Genomic DNA, 14320 nt, shown 5'->3' with positions numbered 1-14320 from the left:
CATCTCCACCACGCGGACCGAGGCGCGACAGCCACGCTCACGCGGCATGGCGCGGCCGCCCCGCGACCTGTGTTGACGATTCCGCGCGAAGCGGCGGCAAGCCTCGGTGCGCCGCGTTCGATGGTGCTGCGGCTCGTCGTGCTGCCGCAACTCGTGCCGGCGATCCGCGAGCCTCACGCTCGGCTTCGCGTTGTCGCTCGGCGAACCCGGCGCTACGCTCACGGTGTACCCGCCGGGTTTCGCGACGGTGCCGGTCCTCGTCGTCGGGCAAGTGGAGCGCGGCTATTATCTGCCGGCTTCGGCTTCGGCTTCGGCTTCGGCTTCGGCTTCGGCTTCGGCTTCGGCTTCGGCTTCGGCTTTGTCGTTGATTCTGCTGCTGGTCTCGCCGGCCTCGCTGCTGCTGATCGCGGCTCGCGTGCTGCGTCGTCGGGGTGAACTGACAGGCAACTTCTGATGTTTCGTGTTGTGTGTCATGACGGCGCGCCGACCATCGCACAATGACCAACCTGCGCGCCGTGCGAATGCAGACGCGTGTGAATAGCGGCGTGCGGCGCGCCCGTGACGCGCGCGAACCGGCTGGACCGTTGGACGTGGCGGACGTCGCACGATTGACCGTGTTGAAACAGCTTGACTACGAAGTGGTAACTGCACGCGTGCTCGACACGCAGGGACGGTAACGATGGCGAATGCAGGCGAACGTACGATCGAAGTCAACGGGCGCGGCTACCGCCTACCCTCGCAACCGACCGTCGTGGTGTGCGTCGATGGCTGCGAATTCGATTACCTCGAAGCGGCTGCCGCGGCGGGCGTGGCGCCGTTCATCGGCAAGATGCTCGAGGGCGGGGCGGCTTTCAAGGGCGACTGTGTGATTCCGTCGTTCACGAACCCGAACAACCTGTCGATCGTGTGCGGCGTGCCGCCGTCGGTGCATGGCATCTGCGGCAATTACTTCTGGGACCCGGACGCGAGCGGCGGCGAGGGTGCGGAAGTGATGATGAACGACCCCGCGTATCTGCGCGCCGGCACCTTGCTCGCGGCTGCGGCCGAAGCGGGCGCGACGGTCGCCGTGGTCACCGCGAAAGACAAGCTGTGCCGGCTGCTCGGCTGGCAACTGAAGGGCATCTGCTTCTCGGCGGAAAAAGCCGACAAGGTGACGCGCGAGAAAAACCGCATCGGCGAGGTGCTCGATCTGGTCGGTTTGCCGTTGCCGGATGTGTATAGCGCGGCTTTGTCCGAGTTCGTGTTCGCCGCCGGCGTGCGGCTGGCCGAAACGCGCAAGCTCGATCTGATGTACCTGTCCACCACCGATTACATCCAGCACAAATGCGCGCCGGGCACGCAAGGCGCAAACGCGTTCTACTCGATGATGGACGGCTATCTCGCGAAGCTCGACGCGCTCGGCTGGATAATCGGCCTCACCGCCGACCACGGCATGAACGCCAAGCACGATCCGCAAACCGGCGAGCCGAATGTGATCTATCTGCAGGACGTGCTGGACGATTGGCTCGGCGTGAAAAGGGCGCGCGTGATCTTGCCGATCACCGATCCCTACGTGGTGCATCACGGCGCGCTCGGTTCATTCGCGACGATCTATCTGCCGCGCGATGCTGGTGTCGCGCAGGTGATCGAACGGATCGGCGGCTTGCCGGGCGTCGATGTCGTGCTCGATAAGCGCGCCGCGTGCGAACGCTTCGAGCTGCCGAGCGACCGCGTCGGCGATATCGTCGTTGTCAGCGCCAGACATGTGGTGCTCGGCACGCGGCGCGATGAGCATGATCTTTCCGGACTGACCGTGCCGTTGCGCTCGCACGGCGGTATTTCGGAGCAGATCGTGCCGTTGTTGTTCAATCGGCGCGTCGAGGTCCTGCCGTCTGCCGCGGGTGGCAAACGGCTGCGCAACTTCGATATCTTCGACGTCGCGTTGAATCATCTGCAGGCGTCGTGAATGCGGTGTCGCGGGACGACGCGGCAGTTCGGGCTTCAGTGCCGCGGCTTAAGGCGAGCGTTCGGTGACGACATTCGTATCGGCAAACGGAGCGTCGTTCGGCTCGTCGTCCAGCGTGTGTGCGAACGGGAGGACGTCACTACGCGCTTCATCAGTGAACTGCGCGTGGGAATGGCCAACGCGTGGGAGGTGCCGGGCTATTGGGTCGAGCCAATGCGGTTCGGCTGTATCGAAGTGCCGGGTTCGGCTAAAAGGAAGTCGTTCAGTACGCGACGAAAGGTTGTCCCAATCTGAAGACTTTTTCATTCGCGTGGGAGTAATCGGTGGCATTGAGTCTGAACGACATCCGATCGTTGTTCGAGCAATACGGCAATCTCGCATATAGCGGCGAGCCGGTGACGCAACTCGAACACGCGTTGCAGAGTGGCGCATTGGCGGAGGAGGCGGACGCTGATGATGAACTCGTCGCCGCCGCCTTCTTGCACGACGCCGGGCATCTTCTGAATCTGCAAGGCGACACGCCGACGCAGCGTGGTATCGACGATCTGCATCAGTATTTCGCGCTGCCGTTCTTGCGGCCTGTGCTCCCGGACGCGGTATTGGAGCCGATCCGCTTGCACGTCGACGCAAAGCGCTGCCTGTGCGCAATCGACGACGGGTACTTTGGCCAGCTTTCCCCTGATTCGGTGCGAAGCCTTGCATTGCAAGGCGGCGTCTTCAGTAAGGAGGAAGTCGCGGCATTCCTGCAAAAGCCTCACGCGGAAGATGCGTTGCGTCTGCGTCAATGGGACGATCGCGCAAAAGAAGAAAACCGCGCGACGCCCGGTTTGGAGCACTATCTGGAGCTCGTCGAGCGAGTGATGCGCAATCGGGCGGTTGATTGAGTCCGTTTCGAGTCGCTGTATTGCTCCCGGACTCGGACTGATTTCGTCTCCTGGTTTGTGCTTTCTTTGCGCCAATTCTGGCGCAATTGATGCTCATCAAAATAACGCTTGCAAGGCCCGTTCGGGGTCGCTAGAATCTCGCTCTTTCGTGCCTCGGACAGCGGGGCGCGGGAAGCGGGAGAGCCAGCAATGGCGGGGGTTTGCGGCAGGTCGGACGGGTTAGTAAAGTTGGAAAAACCTGTTGACGGCGTGACGGAAGTTCTCCATAATCTCATTTCTCTGCTGCAGATGCAGCGACGCAGAACGAAGCGGTGCCGGGTGGTTGAAGTGGGCGTCGTGACGGTGGTGAATGCGTAACCGATCTTTAAAAACTAACAGCCGATAAGTGTGGGCGCTTGGTGCGCGGCGCGCGGTGGACTCTTCGGAGTCTGCCGGAAGCGAAGGTATCAAGTCTCACACAGTAATGAAAGGAAGGTTTTCCTGTTGAAAGACAGGATGATCATTCGTCAGTACGTTGAGTGAGCGACCGGTTGGTAAAACAACCGAAAAACAGTAACAGGCATTGAACTGAAGAGTTTGATCCTGGCTCAGATTGAACGCTGGCGGCATGCCTTACACATGCAAGTCGAACGGCAGCACGGGGGCAACCCTGGTGGCGAGTGGCGAACGGGTGAGTAATACATCGGAACGTGTCCTGTAGTGGGGGATAGCCCGGCGAAAGCCGGATTAATACCGCATACGCTCTGCGGAGGAAAGCGGGGGCTCCTTCGGGACCTCGCGCTACAGGGGCGGCCGATGGCAGATTAGCTAGTTGGTGGGGTAAAGGCCTACCAAGGCGACGATCTGTAGCTGGTCTGAGAGGACGACCAGCCACACTGGGACTGAGACACGGCCCAGACTCCTACGGGAGGCAGCAGTGGGGAATTTTGGACAATGGGCGCAAGCCTGATCCAGCAATGCCGCGTGTGTGAAGAAGGCCTTCGGGTTGTAAAGCACTTTTGTCCGGAAAGAAAACCTCTGCCCTAATACGGCGGGGGGATGACGGTACCGGAAGAATAAGCACCGGCTAACTACGTGCCAGCAGCCGCGGTAATACGTAGGGTGCAAGCGTTAATCGGAATTACTGGGCGTAAAGCGTGCGCAGGCGGTCCGCTAAGACAGATGTGAAATCCCCGGGCTTAACCTGGGAACTGCATTTGTGACTGGCGGGCTAGAGTATGGCAGAGGGGGGTAGAATTCCACGTGTAGCAGTGAAATGCGTAGAGATGTGGAGGAATACCGATGGCGAAGGCAGCCCCCTGGGCCAATACTGACGCTCATGCACGAAAGCGTGGGGAGCAAACAGGATTAGATACCCTGGTAGTCCACGCCCTAAACGATGTCAACTAGTTGTCGGGCCTTCATTGGCTTGGTAACGTAGCTAACGCGTGAAGTTGACCGCCTGGGGAGTACGGTCGCAAGATTAAAACTCAAAGGAATTGACGGGGACCCGCACAAGCGGTGGATGATGTGGATTAATTCGATGCAACGCGAAAAACCTTACCTACCCTTGACATGTACGGAATCCTGCTGAGAGGTGGGAGTGCCCGAAAGGGAGCCGTAACACAGGTGCTGCATGGCTGTCGTCAGCTCGTGTCGTGAGATGTTGGGTTAAGTCCCGCAACGAGCGCAACCCTTGTCCCTAGTTGCTACGCAAGAGCACTCCAGGGAGACTGCCGGTGACAAACCGGAGGAAGGTGGGGATGACGTCAAGTCCTCATGGCCCTTATGGGTAGGGCTTCACACGTCATACAATGGTCGGAACAGAGGGTCGCCAAGCCGCGAGGTGGAGCCAATCCCAGAAAACCGATCGTAGTCCGGATCGCACTCTGCAACTCGAGTGCGTGAAGCTGGAATCGCTAGTAATCGCGGATCAGCATGCCGCGGTGAATACGTTCCCGGGTCTTGTACACACCGCCCGTCACACCATGGGAGTGGGTTTTACCAGAAGTGGCTAGTCTAACCGCAAGGAGGACGGTCACCACGGTAGGATTCATGACTGGGGTGAAGTCGTAACAAGGTAGCCGTATCGGAAGGTGCGGCTGGATCACCTCCTTTCTCGAGCTAACGCGTCCAAGTGTTGAGCGCTCACGCTTATCGGCTGTGAAATCAGGCAGACTCAGGGGTCTGTAGCTCAGCTGGTTAGAGCACCGTCTTGATAAGGCGGGGGTCGATGGTTCGAACCCATCCAGACCCACCATTGTCTTGTCTGGTGTGCTGAATGCAACCCCTCTGGCGCATCTGCATGATCCCGGGGGATTAGCTCAGCTGGGAGAGCACCTGCTTTGCAAGCAGGGGGTCGTCGGTTCGATCCCGTCATCCTCCACCAATCCTCAATGCGCAGTGTTCTGTGTACGGCACAGAGCGTTTTGCATTGGCGATTGAGCCAGTCAGAGTGATACGCGGTTATGGCAACTGCGATATCGGCTGTCGTTCTTTAACAATCAGGAAGAAGTAGTAAAGAGATTCACGAAAGGGTACCTCGAGATGGGTGTCCGAGTAGGTGAATCAGGGTTGTGATTGTATCAATGTATGAAAGGGGAATCGGAAGATTGCCCTGGAATACGGCGCAACACGAATACTCAACCTGTAGCGAGCTCAACGGATCCGCAAGGACCGGGAGACACACTCGTTATAGGGTCAAGCGAACAAGTGCATGTGGTGGATGCCTTGGCGATCACAGGCGATGAAGGACGCGGTAGCCTGCGAAAAGCGGTGGGGAGCTGGCAAACGAGCTTTGATCCACCGATATCCGAATGGGGAAACCCACTCCTTATGGAGTATCCGTAGCTGAATACATAGGCTACGTGAAGCGAACGCGGTGAACTGAAACATCTAAGTAACCGCAGGAAAAGAAATCAACCGAGATTCCCAGAGTAGTGGCGAGCGAAATGGGAGCAGCCTGTACTCTTTATCTTCATTGTTAGTCGAACGCTCTGGAAAGTGCGGCCATAGCAGGTGATAGCCCTGTAGACGAAAACAGCGAGGAAGAACTAGGTGTACGACAAGTAGGGCGGGACACGTGAAATCCTGTCTGAAGATGGGGGGACCATCCTCCAAGGCTAAATACTCGTGATCGACCGATAGTGAACCAGTACCGTGAGGGAAAGGCGAAAAGAACCCCGGGAGGGGAGTGAAACAGATCCTGAAACCGCATGCATACAAACAGTCGGAGCCTCGCAAGGGGTGACGGCGTACCTTTTGTATAATGGGTCAGCGACTTACATTCAGTGGCAAGCTTAACCGATTAGGGCAGGCGTAGCGAAAGCGAGTCCGAACAGGGCGATTCAGTCGCTGGGTGTAGACCCGAAACCAGGTGATCTATCCATGGCCAGGATGAAGGTGCGGTAACACGTACTGGAGGTCCGAACCCACTAACGTTGAAAAGTTAGGGGATGAGCTGTGGATAGGGGTGAAAGGCTAAACAAACCTGGAAATAGCTGGTTCTCTCCGAAAACTATTTAGGTAGTGCCTCGTGTATCACCTTCGGGGGTAGAGCACTGTCATGGTTGTGGGGTCCATTGCGGATTACTACGCCATAGCAAACTCCGAATACCGAAGAGTGCAATCACGGGAGACAGACATCGGGTGCTAACGTCCGGTGTCAAGAGGGAAACAACCCAGACCGCCAGCTAAGGTCCCCAAATATTGCTAAGTGGGAAACGAAGTGGGAAGGCTAAAACAGTCAGGAGGTTGGCTTAGAAGCAGCCATCCTTTAAAGAAAGCGTAATAGCTCACTGATCGAGTCGTCCTGCGCGGAAGATGTAACGGGGCTAAGCAATATACCGAAGCTGCGGATGCATATTTATATGCATGGTAGGAGAGCGTTCCGTAAGCCTGCGAAGGTGCACTGGAAAGTGTGCTGGAGGTATCGGAAGTGCGAATGCTGACATGAGTAGCGATAAAGGGGGTGAAAGGCCCCCTCGCCGTAAGCCCAAGGTTTCCTACGCAACGTTCATCGGCGTAGGGTGAGTCGGCCCCTAAGGCGAGGCAGAAATGCGTAGCTGATGGGAAGCAGGTTAATATTCCTGCACCATTGTTGAATGCGATGGGGGGACGGATCGCGGAAGGTTGTCCGGGTGTTGGAAGTCCCGGTCCTTGCATTGGAGAAGGCGCTTTGGCAAATCCGGGCGCGTAATTCAAGGGTGTGAGGCCAGTCACTTCGGTGACGAAGCAATCGGAAGTGGTTCCAGGAAAAGCCTCTAAGCTTCAGTTCAACAAGACCGTACCGCAAACCGACACAGGTGGGCGAGATGAGTATTCTAAGGCGCTTGAGAGAACTCGGGAGAAGGAACTCGGCAAATTGGTACCGTAACTTCGGGATAAGGTACGCCCCTGTAGCTTGATGCGCCTGCGCGCAAAGGGTGAAGGGGTTGCAATAAACTGGTGGCTGCGACTGTTTAATAAAAACACAGCACTCTGCAAACACGAAAGTGGACGTATAGGGTGTGACGCCTGCCCGGTGCCGGAAGATTAAATGATGGGGTGCAAGCTCCTGATTGAAGTCCCGGTAAACGGCGGCCGTAACTATAACGGTCCTAAGGTAGCGAAATTCCTTGTCGGGTAAGTTCCGACCTGCACGAATGGCGTAACGATGGCCACACTGTCTCCTCCCGAGACTCAGCGAAGTTGAAGTGTTTGTGATGATGCAATCTCCCCGCGGCTAGACGGAAAGACCCCATGAACCTTTACTGTAGCTTTGCATTGGACTTTGAACCGGTCTGTGTAGGATAGGTGGGAGGCTTTGAAGCGTGAACGCCAGTTTGCGTGGAGCCATCCTTGAAATACCACCCTGATCTGTTTGAGGTTCTAACCCTGGTCCGTGAATCCGGACCGGGGACAGTGCATGGTAGGCAGTTTGACTGGGGCGGTCTCCTCCCAAAGTGTAACGGAGGAGTACGAAGGTACGCTAGGTACGGTCGGAAATCGTGCTGATAGTGCAATGGCATAAGCGTGCTTGACTGCGAGACCGACAAGTCGAGCAGGTGCGAAAGCAGGTCATAGTGATCCGGTGGTTCTGTATGGAAGGGCCATCGCTCAACGGATAAAAGGTACTCTGGGGATAACAGGCTGATACCGCCCAAGAGTTCATATCGACGGCGGTGTTTGGCACCTCGATGTCGGCTCATCTCATCCTGGGGCTGTAGCCGGTCCCAAGGGTATGGCTGTTCGCCATTTAAAGAGGTACGTGAGCTGGGTTTAAAACGTCGTGAGACAGTTTGGTCCCTATCTGCCGTGGGCGCTGGATATTTGAAGGGGGCTGCTCCTAGTACGAGAGGACCGGAGTGGACGAACCTCTGGTGTACCGGTTGTCACGCCAGTGGCATCGCCGGGTAGCTATGTTCGGAAGAGATAACCGCTGAAAGCATCTAAGCGGGAAACTCGCCTTAAGATGAGATATCCCCGGGGCTTCGAGCCCCTTGAAGGGTCGTTCAAGACCAGGACGTTGATAGGTCAGGTGTGTAAGCGCAGTAATGCGTTGAGCTAACTGATACTAATTGCCCGTAAGGCTTGATCCTATAACCAGTGTGTTTCCGGTGGCGCCTCCCCGCGTCGCCCCGCACGGTTGAGATCCGCGTTGTGCCCGATACACTCACCACCCCATTGCCCCTGGTGCGATGCACCAGACACTACTTCTTCCAGATTGGTCGTGTTGACCCCCGCGTCAACCTGACAACAAGTCATGCCTGATGACCATAGCGAGTCGGTACCACCCCTTCCCATCCCGAACAGGACCGTGAAACGACTCCACGCCGATGATAGTGCGGATTGCCCGTGTGAAAGTAGGTAATCGTCAGGCTCCCATGCAGAAACACAGACCCCACCCCACACCGGTGGGGTTTGTGCGTTTACGCGCCATATTCGAGATGGGGCTAAAAACAAACATCTAATCGTGCTCTCTCGCAACGACCAACCAGCACATAAACATCGCTCGCCAGGGCACTTCTGTTTTTCAAACAGCGCTAACAGCATAGTGCCCCAGCAAGCGGTGCACGCAAAATTCCACATCAATGCGTGGCGGCATCGCCGCTGCCAACGGCGCAGGCACGAACCGGCATGACTTCATCGTCGGTATATAACTGACCGATTTCCGCAAGCAGCGCCTCGTCGCGTGCAATCACTTCCGGCAGGTGGGCGCGCAGAAATTCGACCCACGTCCGCGTCTTGGCATCGATGAACTTACGCGATGGATACAGCGCGTAAATGTTCATTTTCTGCAGCGTATATTCCGGCAACACGCGCATTAACGTTCCATCACGCAACCCGGAAATCGCCGCGTAAAGCGGCACCATGCCGATGCCCATCCCTTCGCGAATCGCAACGATCAGCGACTCCGCAATGTTCACGTGCACGGGCCCATTCACTTCCATCATCTCGCCTCCGTTTGGCCCGTCGAGCAGCCATTCGTGCGGCGGAAATGCTGGCGTGTGCAGGATCAGACATTCGTGATGCGCGAGATCGCCCGGCTGTTGCGGCGAGCCATGCGTCCTCACATAAGCAGGCGATGCACACAAAATGCTAAAGGTCGTTCCGAGCGGCAGCGAGACAAGATCCGAGTTGGGCAAATTCGAGGCGCCGATCACTGCGACGTCCGCACTGCCTTCGAAGAGATCGGGCATACGCTGGGACAACGTCAGCTCCACCGTCACCTCCGGATAAAGCGCGCGATAACGCGAGATAGCCGGCAGCACATAGTGCTGGCCGATGCTGGCGAAGCTATGCATTCGCAATGCGCCGCTGGGACGCTCGTGCGCGCAACTCGCCTCTTCTTCCGCCGTGTCGACGTCCGCGAGTATTTGTTGGCATCGCTCCATATAACGCTCGCCCGCAGTGGTTAGGGCAAGTCGCCGTGTCGAACGGTTTAGCAACCTGGTACGTAGATGGGCTTCGAGTTCCGAGACTGCGCGGGACATCGCCCCGGTCGTTGAATTGAGCGACTGCGCTGCGGCGGTAAAACTACCGGCTTCCACGACTCGCACGAACACTCGCATATTTTGTAACGTATCCATCGATCCTTCTGATTCACGGCAGAAGCCGTATTGTCCGCCTGTCCCGCAAGCGCATTGTTGTTCGTTCTGCAAGGGACCTTCCGCACCAGTCCCATTAGTGCGTGCGTCGCACGCTCCTACAATCGGCGCCTTGCCTGCCGGTGTGCGCAGCATTCGCCGGCGCTTCTTTCAGCATCAACCCGGGGCGCATTGCTTTCCGATGAAACGCCAACGTGCGATCGAACCGCCTGCGGATTCCCGCCGACAGTGGAACGTCACATCGCAAACGATGCTCGGCGCGGCGATTCGTGATTGGGCAAACAGCGAGGGTCTGATCTGGCTGCATCTGTCGAAAACGGTCACCGCGGGTCTGCTGGCGCAGGGCATCGCGATGCTGCTGGATCTGCCGCAGCCGCGCATTGCAATGACGACGGTGTTCGTATTGATGCAGCCGTTCAGCGGCATGGTTCTCGCCAAAAGTTTCTATCGGCTTTTCGGCACCGCGGTGGGCACGGTCGCGGCGCTCATGCTCGGTGCGCTGTTCGTCCAGCAGCCTGAACTGTATATGTTCGGCATGGTCGCCTGGGTGAGCGCCTGCATCGCTGCCGCTGTCCGATATCGGCATTTCAAGTGGTATGGTTTTGTGCTGGCGGGTTACACCGCCGCCTTGATCGGCGTTCCGAATGTCACCGCGCCTCACGACCTGTTTCTGGCCGCGCTCACACGCGCGGCGGAAGTAACGATTGGCATTGTGTGCTCGAGCGCGGTCAGTGCGTTAATCGCGCCGCAGCGTTCGAGTCTTGCTCTGCTGCACGCGCTGCAAATTCGATACACAAATTTTACTGCGTTCGCGGCCGACGCGCTGGGACGTGGAATCGAGCGTGGTCAGTTCGAGCGGCGCTTTGCGAACCTCGTCGACGAAATCGTGGGTTTCGAGGCGACGCGCATTTTCGCCGCGTTCGAAGATCCCGCCATGCGCTCACGCAGCCAACATCTAGGCCGTCTGAACGGCGAATTCATGGATGCATGTGCGCGGCTGCATGCACTGCACCAATTGCTCAAGCGTGGGCGTGTCAACGCTTCGGCGCGTGTGATCGACGCGATCAAGCCGTACTTCCATCAGCTATCGTCGTTGCTGGCGCCGCAAGCTGACGCCACCGTCGATGCCTCGCGCGTCGCAGCCCGCTTGCGGCTCTTTCAGGCAAGCCTGCCACGGCGCGTGCGCGAAACAAGACGTCCGCTGGAAACCGCGCCTGCCGAACCACTGGCGGATTTCGACACGGCCGCCGAACTGCTGTATCGGTTCGTCGACGAATGGATTCGCTACTCGGAAACCTACGCGGCTTTGGCGAGGCGCAAGCCAGAGAACAAGCAACGCAATGGCAGCCGCTACGTGAGCAGGACGAACGGCTCTCTCGTCGCATTCACTTTCGTGCGGTCCGCGGTGGTCTTGTCGATCGTCGGATGGTTCTGGATCGCGACCGATTGGCCGAGCGGTGGTCTAGCGGTGATCGGCGCGGCACTGGTGTGCGCTCTGACTTCCACCGCGCCGAATCCTTCGAAGACAGCCGTGCAGATGGCGCTCGGCGCCGTGCTGGCCACCATGACCGGCTACTTCTTCACATGCTATGTGTATCCCAACATCGACGGTTTTCCGCTCCTTTGCATCATGCTTGCGCCAGTGCTTGCGCTCGGCGGGTTCGTCGCGACGCGTAAGCTCACGGCCGGATATGGCATCGGCTTCTCCGTGTTCTTTTGCCTGCTGGCCGGGCCGGACAACGTCGTCACCTATGCGCCTGATCTGCTGATCAACAACGGCCTGGCGCTGAGCGCCGCGATGCTGTTGGCGGCAATCGTTTTCGCGGTGGTTTGTCCGGCCGATATGCCGTGGCTCATCGACAGGATCATGGGCGATCTGCGCGAGCAAGTCGTGTTCGCATGCAACGACAAGCTGCCCGGGCTCAATCAGCGTTTTCAGTCGAGCACACACGACCTCGCCTCCCAATTGCGCATGCTGCTGACGCGACGCTCCCGCCGCCGCCGGGATGCGTTGCGCTGGATGCTTGCGACACTCGAAGTCGGCCACGCCGTTATCGATCTACGCAGCGAAGCGTCACGCGCCACCTATGCGGTGACAATTCATCGACGTTGGGACAGCGTTCTGGAGCAAACCTGCAACGCGCTCTCGCAGCTGTTCGCGCGACCTGACACGCATGCTCTGGAGCACGCGCTCGTGGTGGTGCGCTCGGCCACATGGATCGCGCAAGACGTGTTGCAAACCGTTCATGCCGACCGCGACAAACGCCATGACGTGCAGCGCATTCTGAGTTGCCTGCATTTCATCTGCACTGCGTTGCTCGACAAGGACGCGCCTTTCAATACACGTTGACCGATGCTCATGTGATCGGTCGCACGCGTCGATCCTTCCGCCGGATGGAAAGGTCACTTCCGGACAGCCACGTTTATCCGCATGAACGGCGGCTCTATAGTTTCATCGCTGCCTCGCAGTAACCGTAAGTCCCGGAGAAAAAAATGAAAGTGTTGAGGATTGTCCTGATTGCCTGTGCTTTATCCGCTGCTGTTGCTCATGCACAAACCGCGCCGTCCACGCCGCAACAGAAGGCCGCCCAGGCAAATAACCAACGCGCCGACAGCGCCGCCATGCAAGACCACCGTGCCGCACCGGCCGCTAAAGCTGAAGAGTGCGTCGGCCCCATGAGTTTCTGCAATATCTATTTCGGTAGCTAGTCAGCGCCGCACCTTACCCAAGTCGTGCCTGCAAGAGCCGTTGCGAAAGTGACGGCGCGACGAAGTACCTGGCCGCGACGCCCTCTCAGGAAGACGTCGCGCCTGTTGCGACAATCGGGCTACTGAACGAAGCACGCCGCCGATGTGCGCACCGGTAGCCAGAACTGGTGACCATGGAGAGACTCAGTTTCATGTACGAAGACCGGATTCGCTGCGCCGCGCTGCGCGGAAAAATCACTTCCGCCGCAACTGCGGCGCTTCTCATTCAGGACGGCATGTGCGTCGGCGCCAGCGGTTTTACACGCGCGGGCGACGCAAAAGCCGTCCCTGTCGCGCTCGCCGAACGTGCGCGCAACGAAGGCAAGCCGCTGCGCATTACGCTGATGACCGGTGCATCGCTCGGCCACGACGTCGATCGCATGCTGACCGAGGCACACGTGCTGGCGCGTCGCTTGCCCTTCCAGGTGGACAAGACCCTGCGCGATGCGATCAATCGTGGCGAAGTGATGTTCGTCGATCAGCATCTGTCCGAAACCGTCGAAATGCTGCGCGCGAATCAACTCGGCAAACTCGACGTCGCGATTATCGAAGCGGCAGCGATCACCGAGACGGGCGGCATCGTGCCGGCCACTTCCGTCGGCAATTCGGCGAGCTTCGCAATGCTCGCCGAGAAGATCATCGTTGAAATCAATCTGGCCCAGCCGATCGCTCTCGAAGGGCTGCACGACATCTGGATTCCAGGTCGCAGGCCGAACCGGGAGCCGTTGCCGATCGTCCATCCACACGATCGCGTCGGCACACCGGCCATCGAGCTTCCATTCGACAGGATCGCGGCGATCGTCATCACCGATATGGCGGACAGTGCGTCCACGGTGTTGCCGGCCGATGAAGAGACGAAGATGATCGCGGGCCACCTCATCGAGTTCTTTCAGTACGAGGTGTCGCGCGGTCGCATGCCTCGGCGCTTGCCGCCGCTGCAGGCGGGCATCGGCACGATCGCCAATGCGGTGCTGGCGGGCTTCGCCGACTCGCCTTTCGATCCCTTCGAAATTTACTCGGAGGTACTGCAGGATTCGACGTTCGACCTGATGGATGCCGGCAAGGTGACGTTCGCCTCAGGCGCATCGATTACGTTGTCGGCCGCGCGTCAGGCGCAGGTGTTCGGCGAACTCGAACGCTATCGCGATCGTCTGGTATTGCGCCCACAAGAGGTCAGCAATCATCCGGAAGTGATCCGGCGGCTTGGGTTGATCGCGCTGAATACCGCGTTGGAATTCGACATCTACGGCAACGTGAATTCGACGCATGTGGGCGGCACGCACATGATGAACGGCATCGGCGGCTCGGGCGACTTTTCACGCAATGCGTCTTGCGCGATCTTCGCAACCAAATCGATGGCGAGGAGCGGCCGCATTTCGAGCGTCGTGCCGATGGTGCCGCATTGCGACCACAACGAACATGACGTGGACGTGGTCGTGACGGAGCAGGGCTTGGCCGATCTGCGCGGGCTGGCGCCGCGCGAGCGCGCCACGCTGATCATCGAAAACTGTGCGCATCCGCTGTATCGCGATCTGTTGCGCGACTATTATCGGGACGCCTTGCAATGGGGAGGACAAACGCCGCATCGACTGGACCAGGCTTTCAACTGGCATACGCGGCTGCGTGACACCGGCTCGATGTTGCCGGCTGAGGACGTGCTTCTCTAGTCGAAACCG

The 14320-nt window shown here is 58.5% G+C and carries 7 protein-coding genes, 2 tRNA genes, 3 rRNA genes and 1 pseudogene; 12 read left to right on the top strand and 1 reads right to left on the bottom strand.

What is annotated here, in order from left to right; genetic code table 11:
* Positions 1–42 precede the first annotated feature (42 nt).
* The 9 genes and pseudogenes from CUJ90_RS19175 to rrf form a co-directional block, all read left to right on the top strand.
* A pseudogene (locus CUJ90_RS19175) lies at positions 43–454 on the top strand (hypothetical protein); the annotation flags it as partial.
* Positions 455–497: 43 nt separating this feature from the next.
* The gene (locus CUJ90_RS19170; RefSeq protein WP_114163682.1) at positions 498–677 is read left to right on the top strand and encodes a hypothetical protein; all 180 of its coding nucleotides are present in this window, start codon (positions 498–500) and stop codon (positions 675–677) included.
* A 2-nt stretch (positions 678–679) separates the two neighbouring features.
* On the top strand, positions 680–1945 hold the full coding sequence (phnA, locus tag CUJ90_RS19165; protein ID WP_114163681.1) for a phosphonoacetate hydrolase: 1266 nt from the start codon (positions 680–682) through the stop codon (positions 1943–1945).
* Positions 1946–2268: 323 nt separating this feature from the next.
* Positions 2269–2829 (top strand): phosphonate degradation HD-domain oxygenase, encoded by a 561-nt coding sequence (locus CUJ90_RS19155; protein ID WP_114163679.1) that lies wholly within the window; start codon positions 2269–2271, stop codon positions 2827–2829.
* 564 nt (positions 2830–3393) lie between these two features.
* Positions 3394–4926 (top strand): 16S ribosomal RNA (locus CUJ90_RS19150).
* 65 nt (positions 4927–4991) lie between these two features.
* Positions 4992–5068: transfer RNA gene (locus CUJ90_RS19145), tRNA-Ile, on the top strand.
* A gap of 53 nt (positions 5069–5121) precedes the next feature.
* Positions 5122–5197: transfer RNA gene (locus CUJ90_RS19140), tRNA-Ala, on the top strand.
* Positions 5198–5506: 309 nt separating this feature from the next.
* Positions 5507–8387: ribosomal RNA gene (locus tag CUJ90_RS19135) — 23S ribosomal RNA — on the top strand.
* Between the two features lie 167 nt (positions 8388–8554).
* A 5S ribosomal RNA gene (gene rrf / locus CUJ90_RS19130) occupies positions 8555–8668 on the top strand.
* Together the 16S, 23S and 5S rRNA genes with 2 tRNA genes alongside form the textbook arrangement of a ribosomal RNA operon.
* Positions 8669–8876: 208 nt before the next feature.
* Here rrf and CUJ90_RS19125 read toward each other — a convergent pair.
* The gene (locus CUJ90_RS19125) at positions 8877–9878 is read right to left on the bottom strand and encodes a LysR family transcriptional regulator (protein WP_073431941.1); all 1002 of its coding nucleotides are present in this window, start codon (positions 9876–9878) and stop codon (positions 8877–8879) included.
* Between the two features lie 199 nt (positions 9879–10077).
* On the opposite strand from CUJ90_RS19125, the gene CUJ90_RS19120 reads away from it, so the two are divergent.
* The 3 genes from CUJ90_RS19120 to CUJ90_RS19110 all read left to right on the top strand — a co-directional run bounded on the left by CUJ90_RS19120 (position 10078) and on the right by CUJ90_RS19110 (position 14311).
* Entirely contained in the window at positions 10078–12246 is a 2169-nt protein-coding gene (locus CUJ90_RS19120; RefSeq protein WP_114163678.1) for an FUSC family protein, read from the top strand.
* A gap of 143 nt (positions 12247–12389) precedes the next feature.
* Positions 12390–12605, top strand: a complete 216-nt coding sequence (locus tag CUJ90_RS19115; protein WP_114163677.1) for a hypothetical protein — start codon at positions 12390–12392, stop codon at positions 12603–12605.
* 191 nt (positions 12606–12796) lie between these two features.
* Positions 12797–14311, top strand: a complete 1515-nt coding sequence (locus tag CUJ90_RS19110) for an acetyl-CoA hydrolase/transferase family protein (RefSeq protein ID WP_114163676.1) — start codon at positions 12797–12799, stop codon at positions 14309–14311.
* Positions 14312–14320 lie beyond the last annotated feature (9 nt).

The organism is Paraburkholderia terricola (assembly GCF_003330825.1).
GTDB classification, from domain to species: domain Bacteria; phylum Pseudomonadota; class Gammaproteobacteria; order Burkholderiales; family Burkholderiaceae; genus Paraburkholderia; species Paraburkholderia terricola.
Note: the sequence above shows the minus strand (reverse complement) of the source record. Positions and strands in the feature narration are given on the sequence as shown.